This window comes from Bombilactobacillus sp. ESL1187 (assembly GCF_058107155.1).
Map to the genome: position 1 here is coordinate 1424101 of NZ_JBYLTZ010000001.1, position 16737 is coordinate 1440837.

The window sequence follows — 16737 nt, forward strand, 5'->3', positions numbered from 1 at the left end:
GATGAGACTATTAATTAAATATCGTTTAAAGATATTGATTAAACAGCGTTGGTTCTTGTTTTGGATGGCAATATTTCCATTAGTTATGGGAATCTTAATGAAATTAGCTTTTAGTCAATTAGACCAAGATGCTACCACGTTTAACTTAGACCAAATTTCAGTGGCAGTTGTTGACCATAAACAGACAGATACGCACTTATTAAAGCAGGCTTTAACACAATCTAGAATGCAACATCAAAAATTGTTTAAAGTGCATCAATTGTCACAAAGTACGGCTCAACAACGACTACATTCGAACCAAATAGCCGGTTATTTTGAATTTAAACAAGGACAATGGCGGCTAAATATTATCAATTCGGATGACAAACAACGGATTTTACAAGATTTTTTGACGACTTACTTACAAAATTACCAAATTATTCAACAACAAATTGCCAAAAAACAAAGTATTAACTTACCGACAAATCGCCAGTGGTTGAGTAATCAAGCGCGTCCCCGAAATTTTAGTATTTTGAGTTTTTATTTCTTTGCGCTATTGGCATTGTCAATTATGGATGGCTTTACGATTGGATTGACATTGAATTATGATGAACAACCGCAACAATCAGCCCGTGGAATACGTCTACAAATCAGTCCGCTTAATTATTTGAAAATTTGGTTCAGTGATTTAGTGGCTGCTTGGGTCATTTTTTATATCATTATGTTAATAGCTGTCAGCTTCTTTCATTGGGTACTACGAGTCAGCTTTGGTTCCCACATAGGTTGGTTATTGGTAACGATTGCATTAGGCTGTTTATTAGCCATTACTGGTGGTCAATTATGGGGAAAATTACTTGCAAAAAAGAATCTAAATCAACAACTGAGTTTAGGGTTGGTACTAGTTTTAACCAATTCATTTTTGAGCGGAATGATGGGTGATACTGATTTTAAATTTTGGATTGATGTTCATTTACCGATATTGGGACAATTAAATCCTAATAATTTACTGACTAATTGTTTTTATCAATTATTCTCCTATCGCAAACCGCAAGCATATTATCAAAACTTATGGTGGTTGATAATTTTATTAGTAATCTTATTTGTGATTAATCTTGTCTTACAAAGAAGGAAGAGCTATGACTATTTATAAAACTGTGTGGAAAATTTTGCGAAAGAATTATAGCACTTTATTAATTAGCTTAATTGTGACAATGGCGATGGTGATTTTTATTAGTTTCCAAACCCAGACCACTTCTTTAAGTCAACCAAAAATTGTTGTCTTAAGTTCAAATGAAAATAAGACAGTGAAGGCTTTTAAGGCTTATTTAAAAGATCAAAAAGCTTACCAGGCAGTTGGAAAATTTCTGACTAATAAATTAAGTGATGCTTTATACTACCAAGAAATTGACGCCGTGGTTAAATTGCCGGCTAATTTGCAGCAGCGATTACAAGCACACCAAAAGTTTAAGCTGAAGGTCCAACTAGCTCCTAATGCTAGTTCTCAACTAGCAGGAAAATTGATTAATCGCTATTTTAATACACTAGTTAATTATCAAAGAAATAATGCTCAATTGTCCTGGTCCCAAATTTTAAGTAAAACAAAAACTAACTTAAAGATTAAAGGTCAAATTGATTATGATCATGATTACTACAGACAACGACAAAATACGATCGCAGCCGCTTTTTATGGTGCTTTAGCTTATGGCTTAGCAATGACCATTTTTAGTGGTTTTCAAACCGTAAGTTTAAAATTTAATAAATTTGAAATCTATCAACGTAATTTTTGTTCACCCAATTCTCTCAAAAAAATTCGTACTCAAATTAACAATGGTTTGTTGAGCTATTTAGCAATTATTTTTGTCTTGTTTATGATTTTAATCGAAGTATTTGCACAAAGTTCTTGGAAAGTAATCGGTTTTTATTGGCTCAATTCTTTCTTATTTGCATTAACAACTACAGCTTTAGCTTCATTGGTTGCTAGTATTGCTAAAAATGCAGCTACCATGAATAGTTTTTCGACCATCTACGTTTTAGGATCATGCTTTTTAGGCGGAGTTTTTATTAGTCAAGAGTTTTTGCCGAAGATAGTGCATCAAGTTGCAGCTTTAACACCGACTTATTGGTTTGTGAAGGTCAATGATTTGATTGCGAACGATCAAATGCTTTCAGGTCAATTTTGGAAATTTGAACTCATTTTAATTTTGTTTGGCTTAGTTTTTCTTGTTTTACAGGCCCTGTATCAACGCTTACAAAACCAACAATTGGTGTTTAATGAATAATAATTATAAAAAGACGCAGCCAAGAATCAATAAGATCAATCATCTTACGATTCCTGCTGCGTCTATTTTAGTTTGACTAACCATTAAGCTAAATTCTTTTGTTTAATGTAGCCTTGATCGACTAATTTTTTGCGTAATTGTAACATTGCCGTATAAGTAGCTAAAACATAAATCTTTTCGGGTGCTTGTTGTTTCAACTTAGTTAAAAAGGTATCTAAATCAGGAACATGTTGTAATTGTTCTGCTTTAACGCCAGCGACCTGAAAGCGAAAATGGATGTCATGCCAACGTTCACCGCCAGTAATCACTTGGGGAATCTTGGTAAATGGTAATTGTTCAAAATTACCATCCCAAATCCAACTAGTATCAATACCGTCAGCATAATTAGCATTTAATAAAAATCCGAGACTATATGGATCATCGTCGGAATTTAAGGTACTGATCACTTGGTTTAAGCCCACGGGATTTTTAACGAGAATAATGGTTAGCTGCTTATCATCTAATGTGATGACTTCTTGGCGACCAAAAACTTGTTCATTATAGCTGAAAGCTTGCTTAATTTGATTAGGCGAAACGTTAAACTCACTACCAGTAGCATAAGCAGCTAAAGCATTGTAGATGTTATACATGCCCCCAATATTAATGGTAAAGTTAGTTTGATCAATTGCAAAGCTAGATTGATTAGGCATTAACTGTTCAGTACTGGTCACTTGATAATCTAATTGTGGTCGGTGGAAATGACAATGAGGACAGAAATAATCGCCTAAATTAGCATAAGTAATCATATGATAATGCATAATCTGATGACACTTAGGGCAAAGAACGCCATCAACATTAAAATCGGCCCGTAAATCAGTGGTTAATTGCTGCTCGTTGCCAAAGCCGTAATAAATTTTAGGATTGGGCAAGTCATCAACTTGAAAAATGGCGGCATCGGCATTGATAATTAATTTAGCTTGCGGTGCTAATTTAATGCCCGCTCGAATTTTGTCCCAGGTAGTATAGATTTCACCGTAGCGATCCATTTGGTCTCGAAAAATATTAGTCAAAATAAAAGCGCTGGGCGTCATGGCTTGACAAATTGGTTCGACATTAGCTTCATCAACTTCTAAAATGGCAATTTTTTTAGTAGCATCATCTCGCCGATCACTTAAAAAAGCTGATGTAATTCCTTGAATCATATTGGAACCAGTCGGGTTGGTTAACAGATGATCGTATTCTTGCTGTAAGATTTTAGTAATTAAGGAAGTAGTTAAAGTTTTGCCATTAGTCCCCGTCACAATAATCACTTGATAATCTTGACTGAGTTCTTTTAAGACGTTGGGATCAATCCGGTAAGCTAATTTCCCGGGTAAGGAACTGCCGCGATGAAAAACATCATGCAAAATTTTATAAGTTACTTTGCCGCAAGTGGCTGCTAGTTTTGATTTTAAGCTCATGTAAACACCCTTTTTAATTAATAAAAAAATCATACCATAAAAATTCTGCTAAGGTATAGTTGATTAGTATTTATCTATAGAAGTTTGTTCAGAATTGCGTATAATAAAAAGCGGTGAATCTAAATAAAGGAGTTCCAAGTTGTGGCACAATTATTCTTTCGCTACGGGGCAATGAATGCTGGTAAATCAATTGAAGTTTTAAAAGTAGCTCATAATTATGAAGAACAAGGTAAGCATGTTCTTTTATTGACCAGTGGTTTAGATAACCGTAATGGTGTGGGTAAGATTGCTAGTCGGATTGGTCTAACGCGTGACGCATTAGCATTGATGACTCAAGATAATTTATTTGAACTAGTTCAGACGCAAACTTTAACTCAAACAATTTCTTGTGTTTTAATTGATGAAGCCCAGTTTTTAACAGCTGAGCAAGTCAAACAAGCGGCTCGAGTAGTTGATGATTTGAGTATTCCAGTGATGGCGTTTGGTTTAAAGAATGATTCATTAAATCACTTATTTTCTGGCTCAGAGGCCTTATTAATTTATGCTGATAAGATTGAAGAAATGAAAACAATCTGTTGGTTTTGTGAAAAAAAAGCTATCATGAATCTCCGTGTAACTAATGGTCAGCCCGATTACGGTGGTCAACAAGTGCATATTGGAGGTAACGAATCATATTATCCTGTTTGCCGGCGGCATTATTGGCATCCAGCAATTAAAACAGAAGGTGAGAAATAAATGGACAAAATTTTTGATCAATTGCAGGGCTTAGTTGAACGTTTTGAAGAACTGCAAGAAATGATGAGTGATCCAGAAGTGATTAGTGATACACCTCGTTATTTGAAAATTTCTAAAGAAGCAGCTGATATGCAAGAAGTTGTTGATCAATTTAAAAAATATCAACAATTAAAATCAGATATTACAGAAAGCAAGGAAGTTTTAAACGAAAGCCATGATGTTGATTTGGAAGCTTTAGCTAAGGAAGATTTGGCAGAAATGGAACCGCAGCTACAAGCAACTGAAGAAAAAATTAAATTACTGATGCTTCCGAAAGATCCCAATGATGATAAAAACATTATTATGGAAATTCGGGGGGCTGCTGGCGGTGATGAAGCCAGTTTATTTGCCGGTGATTTGTTAAATATGTACGAACACTATGCTGAAAATCAGGGTTGGCATTTTGAAATTATTGATGAAAATAAAACCGAAGTTGGTGGCTATAAAGAAGTAGCCATGATGATTACGGGTAAAAATGTTTATTCCAAATTAAAATTTGAAAATGGCGCTCATCGGGTACAGCGAGTTCCTTCCACAGAATCTGCTGGGCGGGTGCATACTTCAACGGCTACGGTAGCAGTGATGCCCGAATATGATGAAGTAGATTTAGAAATTGATCCGAAAGATATTCGAGTTGATGTTTACCGTTCTTCCGGTGCTGGTGGGCAACATATTAATAAAACTTCTTCAGCAGTCCGTATGACCCATTTACCGACCGGTATTGTAGTGGCAATGCAAGATCAACGTTCACAGCAGCAAAATCGGGAAAAAGCCATGCAAATTTTGCGTTCGCGCGTTTATGATTATTATGAATCCCAAAACCAAAGTGATTACGACGCAGAACGGAAATCAGCAGTAGGAACTGGTGATCGTTCTGAACGGATTCGGACTTATAATTATCCGCAAAATCGGGTGACTGATCACCGGATTGGTTTGTCGTTAAACAAACTAGATAAAATTATTGGTGGTCAATTAGATGATATTATTGATGCGTTAATTTTGTCAGACCAAACTCAAAAATTGGAGCAAATTCAAAATGGTTCCACCAAGTTATATTGATGCCCAACAATGGGCTTTTTTAATACTTCAAAATCTGCCGCAAGGTCCAGAAATTGCCCAATATTTATTACTGGAATTAACTAATTGGACGCCGAGTCAGTTACAGTTTCATCAAAAAGATGTTGTTCCGTCAGAACTTTGGCAAAGATATCAAGCTGTTATTCGTCAAGCTCAGACGGGAGAACCGCCCCAATATATTTTGGGTCAAGCGTGGTTTTATGGCCGCCAGTTTCAAGTTAATGCCGCTACTTTAATTCCACGGCAAGATAGTGAAATGATGATCGCACAGATCTTGCAAGAGCACCCCCACGGCCGCTTGTTAGAACTGGGTACCGGTTCAGGAGCATTGGTAGAAACCTTGGCTATGGAAGGTCAATATCAAGCCGTCACTGCGACCGATATTTCCTCAGCGGCTTTACAAGTGGCTAAGGCTAATGCCCAACAATATCAGCTGACAATTGACTTTCGTCAAGGTGACTTATTTGCACCCGTGGTCGAGCAATTATTTGATGTAATTGTTTTTAATCCACCATATATCGGTGAAGAGGAACGTAAGTATATGGATCAATCAGTTTTAGAGTTTGAACCGCAGCAAGCATTATTTGCCACAGAACAGGGTTTAAGTTATTATCGGCGCATTTTTGCCCAATTTAGTCAATTTTTAGCACCAAATGGCCAACTTTATTTAGAATTTGGCTTTCAACAACAAGAAAAACTTAGTAAAATGTTTCAAGAGCAGGTCACGGGCTACCAAATTCAATTTTTCCGTGATTTGTCAAATCAACCGCGTTTTTTGCGAATTCAACGAAAAGAGGTGAATTAAATAATGGAAACGAAAATGTTTACTCGTGCTGATTTACCACAAGCAGCCCAACTACTAAAAGCTGGTCAATTAGTTGCTTTTCCAACCGAAACGGTTTATGGCTTAGGTGCTGATGCAACTAATGCCCAAGCCGCAGCAGCGGTTTATGTAGCTAAGGGGCGTCCGAGTGATAATCCGTTAATTGTTCATGTTAATTGTCCCGAGATGGTGTGGCAATACGCTGATGTGCAATTTAAATCCTTAGCTGAGCCTTTAATGAAGGCTTTTTGGCCGGGACCGTTAACCATCATCCTACCAGTTGCCGATCATAAGCTCTCTAAAACTGTTACCGGCGGCTTAAAGACGGCGGCTTTTCGGATGCCTGATAATCAATTGACTTTGGATTTAATTAGTGAGGTACAACGTCCTTTAGTTGGGCCTTCAGCTAATACTTCAGGCAAACCGAGCCCAACTTTACCGGAACATGTTTACCATGATTTACATGGTAAAATCGCGGGGATTTTAGCTGATGGTGCCACACGCGTCGGGCTTGAATCCACTGTTTTAGATTTAACTAGTGAGGTGCCCACAATCTTACGTCCGGGTGCTTTAACTGAGCAACAATTGTCCAAAGTTATTGGTACAGTTCAAACTAGTCATCATAAGGTTCAGGCTGGTGAAATTCCGAAAGCTCCGGGGATGAAGTATAAGCATTATGCTCCTAAAGCCCAGGTAATTGTTGTGGATCAGCCCCAAGATTTTGCTGCAGCATTAACTTGGGTGCAACAACAAAAGAAAGCTTTTGCCGTTATGGCCACTACTTCAGTTTTACAGTCGTTAGATTTACGACAAGCAACAGATACTTTTTCATTGGGAGATTCTTTAAATTCAGCCAGTCATTTACTGTTTGCTGCCTTAAGACAATTTGATTTAAATGATCAAATTGAATATATTTTGGCGCAAGGCAGTTCTGATCAAGACTTAGGAATCGCTTATATGAATCGATTAAATAAAGCAGCTGGTAACCAGCATTTTAAAGCATAGGAGGAATTTAGGATGTCTAAATTTACAGTATTAAATCATCCCTTAATTCAACATAAATTAACCATTATCCGTAATAAAGATACGGGTACTCGCGTCTTTCGGGAGGTCGCTAATGAAATTGCCGAATTAATGGTTTATGAAATTACCCGCGATTTACCATTAGAAGATACCGAAGTAATTACTCCAATGGGTAAAAGTACACAAAAACAATTAGCTGGTAAAAAATTAGCCGTTATTCCGATTTTACGGGCTGGTTTAGGCATGGTTGACGGTGTTTTACGATTGATTCCAGCTGCCAAAGTTGGGCATATTGGCATGTATCGTGATGAAGAAACGTTAAAGCCACATGAATATTTTGTTAAATTACCACCTGATATTGATCAACGTGATTTGTTGATTGTAGATCCAATGTTAGCTACTGGAGGTTCTGCTAATATGGCCATTGAAGCCTTGAAAAAACGCGGTGCGCAAAATATGCGTTTAGTCGTTTTGGTAGCAGCGCCCGAAGGTGTACGGGCCGTACAGGAAGCGCATCCTGACGTTGATATCTATGCAGCATCTTTGGATGAAAAAATTACTGAAAGTGGCTATATTTTCCCAGGATTGGGTGACGCCGGCGATCGCTTATTTGGAACTAAATAAATTTTGAATTTTATGAGAAAATGTCTTTGATTTTATAACTTTTGGTGGTAATCTAGCCATGTGCCTTACTTTTTATTAAAAGGCAATGAAAAATAATGAAAGGGAGGAGTTGTGCTGGTTGGATGATTCATATCAATTTCTTTCAATTGGTGGGTTAACTTTTAATGTTGCCAACTGCTTGTCAACATTAATAGCTGCCGTGATTGTTTTTTTGGCCTTCTTTTTTATGTCACGCAAAATTAAAATGCGTCCAGGAAAAGCCCAAAATATGCTGGAATGGTTAGTTGATTTTACGAATAATATTGTTAAGTCATCGTTTCCCCAGAAGAGTGAAGCTCAACCATTTATGCTGTATGCATTTGTAATGTTTGCGTTTATCTTTATTTCCAACCAATTAGGCTTAATGTTTGAAATCATTGTTGGTGGTAAAACGTATGTTAAATCGCCAACATCGGATCCGATTGTAACAATGAGTTTAGGCATTATTACTTTGGTTTTATCGCATTATTTTGGCGTCAAAAAGCACGGCTTTGGTGGTTATTTAAAAACATATCTACAACCGATTGCTTTTTTATCACCAATTAACCTTTTGGAAGAGTTTACAAACTTTTTAACACTATCTTTACGGCTTTATGGAAATATCTTTGCTGGTGAAGTTTTGTTAAGTTTGATAACGAAACGTCTGGCACCATCATACGGAGTATGGACTTATATTGCTTCATTTCCATTAAGTATGATTTGGCAAGGTTTTTCTGTCTTTATCGGCGCTATTCAGGCTTATGTTTTTGTAGTTTTATCAACGGTTTATATTTCTGAAAAAGTAGTTAGTGAATAATGGAGGTATTTTAAATGAAATTTTTAGGTGCAGGTGTCGCAGCGGGTTTAGCAGCTTTGGCGGCTTCTTATGGTAATGGACACGTTATTTCCAAAACAATTGAAAGTATGGCTCGTCAACCAGAAATGTCTAGTAAATTACAATCAACAATGTTTATTGGTGTTGGTTTAATTGAAGCTGTTCCTATTTTAGCTATAGTTATTGCTTTCTTATTAGTCTTTTAATTACGAGAAAAACTTCTTTAGAAAGGAATGACGGTCGTGCAACCAGGATTATTATTGGCAGCACAATCATCCTCAACTGGTGATTCACTATTCGTCTTAGTATCCTTTATTGTCTTAGTGCTTTTAGTTAAGCATTTTGCCTGGGGTCCGATTACCAAAATGATGGATAAACGGGTAGATAAGATTACTGGTGATCTTGATTATGCAGATAAAGAGCGTAAACAAGCCGATGAATTGAAGCAAAAGCGTGTTGCAGCTTTACAAAATTCTAAAGCTGAAGCTGTCCAAATTGTTGCTGATGCCAAAAAGTCTGGTGAAGATCAACGAACTTCAATTGTTGATCAGGCACACTCAGAAGCACAAGATATTCATCAACGTGCTCAAGCAGATGCCCAACAGGCGAAAGCGGATGCGATGAAGTCAGTCCAACATGACGTGGCTCAATTATCAGTAGATATCGCGACACAGATTATTGGTCGTGAGTTGTCAGTTTCGGATCAACAAGACTTGATTGACTCATACATTAAGGAGTTGAATCCAAGCCATGAAACTAAATAAGGATGAAATTGGTCGCCGTTATGGAAGAGCTTTGTTTGAATTAGCTACAGAGCAAGATCAACAAGTTGAAATTCTTGAAGAGTTAGATGCTATTCAAGCAGTTTATGAACAAATTCCTGATTTAGGCGATATTTTAACTGATACGCGTTTATCTTCTTTGAAAAAACAGAAACTATTAGTTGTAATTAAGCAAAATGCTAGTACGTTAATGCAAAATTTTTTGCAGTTATTGTTTGAATATCATCGCCTAGATGCTTTTACCGAAATTAGACGATTTTATCAGGACTTGTATAATCAAGCAACGGGTGTTTATCAAGCAACGGTAACCACGGCTATTGAATTAAGTGATCGTCAACAAACCGCTTTAAAAAATGCAATTGGTCGCCAGTTTGCTGCAAAAAAGGTAATTTTAACGATTCATTTGGATCCGCAAATTATTGGTGGTTTGATTGTACAAGTTGGTGATCAAATTATTGATGGAAGTGTTAATTCGCGCTTGAAGCGAATGAGCCAATTATTGCTGAATAGTTAATTAAAGTATAGAGGTGAATTTGATGAGCATCAAAGCTGAAGAGATCAGTTCTTTAATTAAAGAGCAGTTAAAAAATTATCAAGATGATCTTGAAGTTGAAGAAATCGGTACTGTAACCTATGTTGGTGACGGAATTGCTCGTGCTCATGGATTAGATAATGTCATGTCCAATGAATTACTAGAATTTACTAATGGTTCATTTGGAATTGCCCAAAATTTGGAATCGACAGATGTCGGCATTATTATTTTAGGTAAATTTGATGATATTCGTGAAGGCGATAAAGTTAAGCGAACTAAACGGATTATGCAAGTGCCTGTTGGTAAAGAGTTAATTGGTCGGGTAGTGAATCCATTAGGTCAACCAGTAGATGGTTTAGGCAAGATTGACACTGATAAGACTCGTCCTATTGAAACGCCGGCTCCAGGTGTTATGGATCGCCAATCAGTTTCTGAACCTTTGCAAACCGGCTTAAAAGCGATCGATTCGTTAGTTCCAATTGGTCGTGGTCAGCGGGAATTAATTATCGGTGATCGGAAAACTGGTAAAACGTCAGTAGCGATTGATACTATTTTGAATCAAAAAGATCAAAATATGATTTGTATTTATGTAGCTATAGGTCAAAAGGAATCCACCATTCGTGCGCAAGTTGAAACGTTGCGGAAGATGGGAGCCATGGATTATACAATCGTTGTGGAAGCTGGTCCTAGTGAACCAGCACCGCTACTTTATATTGCACCTTATTCTGGGGCTGCGATGGGTGAAGAATTCATGTATAACGGTCAACACGTGTTGATTGTTTACGATGATTTAAGCAAGCAAGCTGCGGCTTATCGTGAAATTTCGCTATTGTTACGGCGGCCACCAGGGCGTGAAGCTTATCCAGGTGATGTTTTCTATTTGCATTCTCGTTTATTGGAGCGGGCTGCGAAGTTAAATGACAAATTAGGTGGCGGGTCCATGACCGCGTTACCGATTATTGAAACGCAAGCCGGCGATATCTCTGCTTATATTCCTACGAATGTTATTTCGATTACTGATGGACAGATTTTCTTACAAAGTGATATGTTCTATGCCGGCAATCGACCAGCTGTTGATGCGGGAACTTCAGTCTCTCGGGTCGGGGGCGATGCCCAGATTAAAGCTATGAAAAAAGTTGTTGGTACTTTGCGGTTAGATATTGCTTCCTACAATGAATTAGAGTCCTTTGCCCAATTTGGTTCTGATTTAGATGAAGCTACACAAGCAAAATTAAATCGTGGTCGTGTGACGATGCAAGTGCTCAAACAACCATTACATGATCCAATTCCGGTCGAAAAACAAGTTATTATCTTTTATGCCTTAACCAAGGGCTATATGGATAACTTGAATGAGGATCAGGTTGCTGATTATCAAACACAATTGTGTGATTATTTTGCTGGTAATCATGCTGATTTGTTAAAAGAGATTAAGACCACTGGTAATCTGCCGGACACTAAGAAGCTAGATAGTGCCGTTCATGATTTTACTGAAGGTTATCAAGCTAATTCAACTGAACAGCAAGCGCAGTAATAAGGAGGAAAAAGGCATATGGTAGAATCCTTAATGGATATTAAACGCCGCATTTCTTCGACTAAAAAAACTGGTCAAATTACGCATGCGATGCAAATGGTTTCGGGATCAAAATTAACGCAAATTGAGAAGAAATCTATTGCATATCAGTTATACGAACAAAAAATTAAAGAAACGATGGGGCATTTAGTTGCTAGTAAAATAGTTAATAATTACGAAAGTGAAGACCCCCAAAAAGGGGTTTTATCGCTGGATCACTTGTTAAAAGTGCGGCCGGTGAAAAAAACTGCTTATATGGTAGTTACTTCTGATCGTGGTTTAGTTGGCAGTTACAATTCAACTATTTTAAAGGCAACAATGGAATTATTAGAAAAGAATCACCACAATGATAAAAGCCAATTTACAATTATTGCTGTTGGTGGCACCGGAGCAGACTTTTTTAAAAAACGAGGCTACGATGTTGCCTATGAATATCGTGGTGTGGAAGATGTTCCAACTTTTTTGACTATTTCTAATTTGGTAAAAGCGTGCGTTGAGTTATTTGATGATGGCGTATTTGACCGTTTAATTTTATGTCATAATCATCATGTTAATTCATTAACTTCACAATTTGTGACCGATGAATTATTACCTATTTCACGCGATGTTGCAAACAAAAAAGATTTACAGCATCCCAAATTACTCCAAGAGTATATCGTTGATCCTGGTGTGGAAAGCGTCTTAGAAAAAATTGTGCCACAATATATTGAATCAGTAGTTTTTGGTTCAATTATGGATGCCAAAACAGCCGAACATGCTGCTTCAATGACTGCAATGAGAACGGCTACTGATAATGCTGATGATCTGATTGATAGTTTGTCATTACAGTATAATCGTGCGCGGCAGGCACAAATTACGACCGAAATTACCGAAATTATTAGTGGCGCGGCGGCTTTGGAATAAGGAAAGGAGTTATTTGAATGAGTCAAGGAAAAGTAGTTCAGGTTATCGGACCTGTTGTTGATGTATCATTTCCACTGGATGGCTCCTTACCAGATATTAACAATGCTTTACTTGTTAAGACTAATCAAGGAAATGAAATTACTTTGGAAGTTTCTTTGGAATTAGGTGATGGAGTAATGCGGACGATCGCGATGGCCGGAACCGATGGTTTACAACGGGGAACGGCTGTTGAAGATACTGGTCATCCGATTAGCGTTCCAGTTGGTGATGTGACTTTAGGACGAGTCTTTAATGTTTTAGGCGAACCAATTGATAATGGTGAGCCCCTTGAAGCGGATGTTCAACGGGAAAGTATCCATAAAGAAGCTCCTAAATACGAAGATTTAAATACGACTTCTGAAGTTTTGGAAACTGGTATTAAAGTGATTGATTTACTGGAACCTTACTTGCGCGGTGGTAAAGTCGGCTTGTTCGGTGGTGCCGGTGTTGGTAAAACTGTGTTAATCCAGGAATTAATTCATAATATTGCTCAAGAACATAATGGTATTTCTGTCTTTACCGGTGTGGGTGAAAGAACCCGTGAAGGTAATGACTTGTACTATGAAATGAAAGAATCTGGTGTGCTGGCTAAAACTGCGATGGTCTTTGGTCAAATGAATGAATCTCCCGGTGTGCGGATGCGGGTGGCTTTAACTGGTGTTACGATGGCTGAGTACTTTCGTGATGTGGAAGGTCAAGATGTGTTACTATTCATTGACAATATCTTCCGCTTTACACAGGCTGGTTCAGAAGTTTCGGCTTTGTTAGGGCGTATGCCTTCAGCGGTTGGTTATCAGCCAACTTTGGCGACCGAAATGGGGCAGTTGCAGGAGCGAATCACTTCAACTAAAAAGGGATCCATTACTTCTATTCAGGCGGTTTATGTGCCGGCGGATGATTATACTGATCCTGCTCCAGCAACAGAATTTGCCCATTTGGATGCCACTACCAACTTGGAAAGAAGTTTAACCCAACAAGGAATTTATCCAGCTGTTGATCCGTTAGCTTCAACTTCTAGTGCTTTGGATCCAGAAATTGTGGGTCAAGAACATTATGAAGTGGCAACCGAAGTACAGCATGTTTTACAACGTTACCATGAATTGCAAGATATTATTTCGATTTTAGGTATGGATGAATTATCTGATGAAGAAAAGCAAATTGTTGCTCGTGCACGGCGCATGCAGTTCTTCTTATCACAGAATTTCCATGTTGCGGAACAGTTTACCGGTCAGCCAGGTTCTTATGTTTCTATTGAAGATACCGTTAAAGGCTTTAAAGAAATTTTGGCTGGTAAATATGATGATGTACCTGAAGATGCCTTCAGAAGCGTTGGAACTATTGATGAAGTTTTGCAAAAAGCTAAGCAAATGGGTTATCAACCAGCTGATGAAGCAGCTTCTACCACTAAAACTGATGATGTAGCAGCTAGTTAATGATAGGAGGTTAAGGTTATGGAAGACGATTCTGTCTTAACTGTCAATATTATTACTCCCGCTGGTCAAGTTTATTCTCATCATTCCAAACGTGTAGTAGCTCGAGCTAGCGATGGTGATTTGGGAATTTTGCCGAATCACTTACCAATTATCGCTACTTTGAAAATTGCTGAAGTACGCGTATTGCGAGCAAACAATGAACATCAAGAAGATGCGATTGCGGTCAATGGTGGCTATTTAGAATTTAAAGATAATGTATTAAATATTATTGCTGATAGTGCTGAACGGGCACGTAATATTGATTTGCGCAGGGCACGTTATGCTAAGCAGCGAGCGGAAGAACAAATCAAGCACGCAGAGACTATTCAAGACATTGATGAAGTTAAACGAGCGCAGGTAGCCTTGGCCCGGGCAATTAATCGGATCAATGTTTATAATCATCGTTAAAATCCTCTTATTGATAAGAGGATTTTTTCTTTTCTAGCGATTGGTATGATAAAATCAATGATAGAAGTTTAGTAGAGTTGTTTGACAACTAGCTCTCAAACAGTTTTGGATTAAAAGGAGATTTTTCTGTGAAACAAGTCGGAATTCAAAGTTTATTAACTTTGTGTAGTCACGTTTTTTTTATTTGGATCGCGTTTTTAGCAATTCAAACGTTAAACTGGGATAAGTTATTACACAATCATACTAATAATTTAGGGAAAATTTTAATTACCTTTTTGGCGATTGCTTTAGGATATACTGTGAGTTCTTTTTTTATTAGTTTAATTCAAACTTTTCAAAATTTGATTTTTATGTTTTAAAGTCATTGTAATTTATCGCTAATATCCATTTAGCGCAGCCAGTTATGTTATAATCCTATCTTGTGAAGACTTTTTTTGGAGGCTTAAAATGGCAAAATCGATTGGAATTGATTTAGGAACAGCTAATGTCTTAATTAATGTTCAAGGTGAAGGTATCGTTGTAAATGAACCCTCTGTAGTGGCAATTAATACGGATGATAATCATGTTTTAGCAGTAGGTACGAAGGCTTATCAAATGGTTGGTCGAACACCGGGCAATATTAAGGCTATTCGGCCTCTGAAAGATGGCGTAATTGCTGATTTTGATATTACGGAAAAAATGTTACAATACTTTATTGATGAAATAAATGTTAATTCCCGTTTCTCTCATCCCACGATTATGATTTGCTGTCCAACAAATATTACTTCTATTGAACAGCGATCAATTATTGAAGCGGCTGAACAAACAGGTAGTAAAGATGTTTACTTAGAATTGGAACCAAAGGTAGCAGCTGTGGGCGCTGGTATGGATATCTTTAAACCACAAGGTAACATGGTCATTGATATTGGTGGTGGAACCAGCGATATTGCTATTTTATCCATGGGCGATATTGCAGTCAGCAAATCAATGCGGTTGGCTGGTGATGAGATGAATACTGCCATCCAAAACTATGTCAAATTACACAATAATATTATTATCGGTGAACGCACAGCCGAAGATATCAAAAAACAGATTGGTTCAGCGTTTGAACCCGATCCTAATAAGCAAATTACGATTCGCGGTCGGGATGTTGCTACTGGCTTACCAGTGGGAGTAACTATTTCTGAAGTAGAAACTCAGGCAGCTTTAGCGGATATTTTAAATTCGATTATTGCAGGGGTTAAGACAGTTTTAGAACAGGCAGCTCCGGAATTAGCAGCTGATATTATTGATCGGGGAATTATGCTCACTGGTGGTGGTTCCTTAGTAAAAGGCATTGATAAATTGTTTGCACAGGAATTACAAGTTCCAGTGATTGTAGCTGAAGATCCATTAGATACAGTAGCTAAGGGTACTGGCATCTTATTAGAACGATTAGCTAATAATAAAAAGCGTTAGGTTGAATTATGAACGGATCATTTGGAAATCATTTAGTTAGAGTTATTTTAAAAATTATTTTAGCTTTTATTATTTTATTCATATTAGGCATGATGATTGGAGCTGTTATTGGCGGCGGTAATCCTTTAACGCCGTTGTTGCCAAGCACTTGGATTCATATCTTTAAGTTTTCTAATTAATTACCATGTTAATTAGGTTAATTAAGTTATATCAAAAGTATCTCTCTCCTTTACTGCCACCTAGTTGTCGATATTATCCGACTTGTTCGGCCTATATGATTGAAGCTATCAAAAAAGAAGGTAGCTTGCTTGGATTTATTATGGGATGTGCGCGGATTTTAAGATGTCACCCTTTTGTTAAAGGTGGATTTGATCCAGTTCCAGATCATTTTACGTTATTGAAAAATCGCCATCCTGAACAGTATGAAGATGAAATTATCGCGCAGCGGTTTCATCCTAAAAAATGAAAGAGGAATTTATGAGAACAAAAGAACGTAAATTTAATGTTAACTTAGTTGAAGCGGGTACCAACAGTTGGAAAGTGACTTTAGCTAAAGGACGTCAAGACCAAACCATTGCTCGAATCAATCAAAGTGATTCCAAGCATTTTGAAGTGACACTGATTGATGATAGCAATTCGACTAAATTAGTTGCGTCGGATTTAAATGAAGCGTTAAATATTGCCTTAATGCAATTTAATCTACATTTACACTAGAGGATTCGT

At 37.4% G+C, this 16737-nt stretch carries 21 protein-coding genes; 20 read left to right on the forward strand and 1 reads right to left on the reverse strand.

Annotated features, from left to right (window positions below; translation table 11 throughout):
- The first annotated feature begins 1 nt into the window (after position 1).
- Complete coding sequence (locus AC3B5B_RS06635) at positions 2-1129, forward strand: ABC transporter permease (protein WP_489769684.1); 1128 nt, start codon at positions 2-4, stop codon at positions 1127-1129.
- Positions 1116-2258, forward strand: coding sequence for an ABC transporter permease (locus tag AC3B5B_RS06640; RefSeq protein WP_489769685.1), 1143 nt, complete (start codon positions 1116-1118; stop codon positions 2256-2258). The genes AC3B5B_RS06635 and AC3B5B_RS06640 overlap by 14 nt, the downstream gene beginning before the upstream one ends.
- 83 nt (positions 2259-2341) lie before the next feature.
- Here the strand turns inward: AC3B5B_RS06640 and AC3B5B_RS06645 are convergent, their stop codons facing one another.
- The gene (locus AC3B5B_RS06645) at positions 2342-3697 is read right to left on the reverse strand and encodes a MurT ligase domain-containing protein (RefSeq protein WP_489757779.1); all 1356 of its coding nucleotides are present in this window, start codon (positions 3695-3697) and stop codon (positions 2342-2344) included.
- Positions 3698-3838: 141 nt separating this feature from the next.
- On the opposite strand from AC3B5B_RS06645, the gene AC3B5B_RS06650 reads away from it, so the two are divergent.
- The 18 genes from AC3B5B_RS06650 to AC3B5B_RS06735 all read left to right on the forward strand — a co-directional run bounded on the left by AC3B5B_RS06650 (position 3839) and on the right by AC3B5B_RS06735 (position 16728).
- Positions 3839-4432 carry a thymidine kinase gene (locus AC3B5B_RS06650; protein WP_489757780.1) on the forward strand — a complete coding sequence of 198 codons (594 nt, stop codon included), beginning with the start codon at positions 3839-3841 and terminating at the stop codon, positions 4430-4432.
- Positions 4433-5530, forward strand: coding sequence for a peptide chain release factor 1 (gene prfA, locus AC3B5B_RS06655; protein WP_489769686.1), 1098 nt, complete (start codon positions 4433-4435; stop codon positions 5528-5530).
- Positions 5508-6353: a peptide chain release factor N(5)-glutamine methyltransferase gene (gene prmC, locus AC3B5B_RS06660; protein WP_489769687.1), complete on the forward strand. Its 846-nt coding sequence runs from the start codon at positions 5508-5510 to the stop codon at positions 6351-6353. Before prfA ends, prmC begins: the two co-directional genes overlap by 23 nt.
- Positions 6354-6356: 3 nt before the next feature.
- Positions 6357-7376, forward strand: a complete 1020-nt coding sequence (locus tag AC3B5B_RS06665) for an L-threonylcarbamoyladenylate synthase (RefSeq protein WP_489769688.1) — start codon at positions 6357-6359, stop codon at positions 7374-7376.
- A gap of 12 nt (positions 7377-7388) precedes the next feature.
- The gene (gene upp, locus AC3B5B_RS06670; RefSeq protein ID WP_489757784.1) at positions 7389-8018 is read left to right on the forward strand and encodes a uracil phosphoribosyltransferase; all 630 of its coding nucleotides are present in this window, start codon (positions 7389-7391) and stop codon (positions 8016-8018) included.
- Between the two features lie 118 nt (positions 8019-8136).
- Positions 8137-8853, forward strand: coding sequence for a F0F1 ATP synthase subunit A (gene atpB, locus AC3B5B_RS06675; protein ID WP_489757785.1), 717 nt, complete (start codon positions 8137-8139; stop codon positions 8851-8853).
- Between the two features lie 14 nt (positions 8854-8867).
- Positions 8868-9077 carry a F0F1 ATP synthase subunit C gene (gene atpE / locus AC3B5B_RS06680; protein WP_489757786.1) on the forward strand — a complete coding sequence of 70 codons (210 nt, stop codon included), beginning with the start codon at positions 8868-8870 and terminating at the stop codon, positions 9075-9077.
- Between the two features lie 27 nt (positions 9078-9104).
- Complete coding sequence (gene atpF, locus AC3B5B_RS06685) at positions 9105-9635, forward strand: F0F1 ATP synthase subunit B (RefSeq protein WP_489757787.1); 531 nt, start codon at positions 9105-9107, stop codon at positions 9633-9635.
- Complete coding sequence (atpH, locus tag AC3B5B_RS06690; protein WP_489757788.1) at positions 9622-10167, forward strand: ATP synthase F1 subunit delta; 546 nt, start codon at positions 9622-9624, stop codon at positions 10165-10167. The genes atpF and atpH overlap by 14 nt, the downstream gene beginning before the upstream one ends.
- A gap of 22 nt (positions 10168-10189) precedes the next feature.
- The gene (atpA, locus tag AC3B5B_RS06695; protein ID WP_489757789.1) at positions 10190-11716 is read left to right on the forward strand and encodes a F0F1 ATP synthase subunit alpha; all 1527 of its coding nucleotides are present in this window, start codon (positions 10190-10192) and stop codon (positions 11714-11716) included.
- A gap of 18 nt (positions 11717-11734) precedes the next feature.
- Positions 11735-12658, forward strand: a complete 924-nt coding sequence (locus tag AC3B5B_RS06700) for a F0F1 ATP synthase subunit gamma (RefSeq protein ID WP_489757790.1) — start codon at positions 11735-11737, stop codon at positions 12656-12658.
- A gap of 17 nt (positions 12659-12675) precedes the next feature.
- A complete protein-coding gene (gene atpD / locus AC3B5B_RS06705) occupies positions 12676-14130 on the forward strand; it encodes a F0F1 ATP synthase subunit beta (protein ID WP_489757791.1) in 1455 nt (484 codons plus the stop codon).
- An 18-nt stretch (positions 14131-14148) separates the two neighbouring features.
- Positions 14149-14577 carry a F0F1 ATP synthase subunit epsilon gene (locus tag AC3B5B_RS06710; protein ID WP_489757792.1) on the forward strand — a complete coding sequence of 143 codons (429 nt, stop codon included), beginning with the start codon at positions 14149-14151 and terminating at the stop codon, positions 14575-14577.
- Between the two features lie 128 nt (positions 14578-14705).
- Positions 14706-14936 (forward strand): DUF1146 family protein, encoded by a 231-nt coding sequence (locus AC3B5B_RS06715; RefSeq protein WP_489769689.1) that lies wholly within the window; start codon positions 14706-14708, stop codon positions 14934-14936.
- An 88-nt stretch (positions 14937-15024) separates the two neighbouring features.
- Entirely contained in the window at positions 15025-16014 is a 990-nt protein-coding gene (locus AC3B5B_RS06720; protein WP_489757794.1) for a rod shape-determining protein, read from the forward strand.
- Between the two features lie 8 nt (positions 16015-16022).
- Positions 16023-16193 carry a DNA-directed RNA polymerase subunit beta gene (locus AC3B5B_RS06725; protein ID WP_489769690.1) on the forward strand — a complete coding sequence of 57 codons (171 nt, stop codon included), beginning with the start codon at positions 16023-16025 and terminating at the stop codon, positions 16191-16193.
- Between the two features lie 5 nt (positions 16194-16198).
- Positions 16199-16480, forward strand: a complete 282-nt coding sequence (gene yidD, locus AC3B5B_RS06730; RefSeq protein WP_489757796.1) for a membrane protein insertion efficiency factor YidD — start codon at positions 16199-16201, stop codon at positions 16478-16480.
- Positions 16481-16491: 11 nt separating this feature from the next.
- Positions 16492-16728, forward strand: coding sequence for a DUF2969 family protein (locus AC3B5B_RS06735; protein ID WP_489757797.1), 237 nt, complete (start codon positions 16492-16494; stop codon positions 16726-16728).
- The last annotated feature ends 9 nt before the right edge of the window (positions 16729-16737 follow it).